This window comes from Vibrio sp. SSH13-20 (assembly GCF_040104475.1).
In the GTDB taxonomy this organism is placed as follows: Bacteria; Pseudomonadota; Gammaproteobacteria; order Enterobacterales; family Vibrionaceae; genus Vibrio; species Vibrio harveyi.
The window spans coordinates 1-1,098 of sequence record NZ_JBECOU010000039.1; the positions used below are offsets into that span (position 1 = coordinate 1).

The following is a 1,098-nucleotide window of genomic DNA, read 5'->3' on the forward strand; positions in this document are numbered from 1 at the left end:
ACTTTAGTGCATTGGGTAGGGGAGCGTTCTGTAAGCGGTTGAAGGTGTGTGGTAACGCATGCTGGACGTATCAGAAGTGCGAATGCTGACATGAGTAACGATAAAGGGGGTGAAAAACCTCCTCGCCGGAAGACCAAGGGTTCCTGTCCAACGTTAATCGGGGCAGGGTAAGTCGACCCCTAAGGCGAGGCCGAAAGGCGTAGTCGATGGGAAACGGGTTAATATTCCCGTACTTCTTACAATTGCGATGGGGGGACGGAGAAGGCTAGGTGGGCCTGGCGACGGTTGTCCAGGTTCAAGTGCGTAGGCTTAAGAGTTAGGTAAATCCGGCTCTTTTTAAGGCTGAGACACGACGTCGAGCTACTACGGTAGTGAAGTCATTGATGCCATGCTTCCAGGAAAAGCCTCTAAGCTTCAGATTGTAAGGAATCGTACCCCAAACCGACACAGGTGGTCGGGTAGAGAATACCAAGGCGCTTGAGAGAACTCGGGTGAAGGAACTAGGCAAAATGGTACCGTAACTTCGGGAGAAGGTACGCTCTCGACGGTGAAGTCCCTTGCGGATGGAGCTATTGAGAGTCGCAGATACCAGGTGGCTGCAACTGTTTATTAAAAACACAGCACTGTGCAAAATCGTAAGATGACGTATACGGTGTGACGCCTGCCCGGTGCCGGAAGGTTAATTGATGGGGTTAGACTTCGGTCGAAGCTCTTGATCGAAGCCCCGGTAAACGGCGGCCGTAACTATAACGGTCCTAAGGTAGCGAAATTCCTTGTCGGGTAAGTTCCGACCTGCACGAATGGCGTAATGATGGCCACGCTGTCTCCACCCGAGACTCAGTGAAATTGAAATCGCTGTGAAGATGCAGTGTACCCGCGGCTAGACGGAAAGACCCCGTGAACCTTTACTACAGCTTGGCACTGAACATTGACCCTACATGTGTAGGATAGGTGGGAGGCTTTGAAGCACAGTCGCTAGATTGTGTGGAGCCGTCCTTGAAATACCACCCTTGTAGTGTTGATGTTCTAACGTTGACCCCTAATCGGGGTTGCGGACAGTGCCTGGTGGGTAGTTTGACTGGGGCGGTCTCCTCCCAA

General features: G+C 52.1%; 1 rRNA gene. It reads left to right on the forward strand.

Features of this window, described 5'->3' with window-relative positions:
* Positions 1 to 1,098, forward strand: a 23S ribosomal RNA gene (locus tag ABMY42_RS26320); the annotation flags it as partial.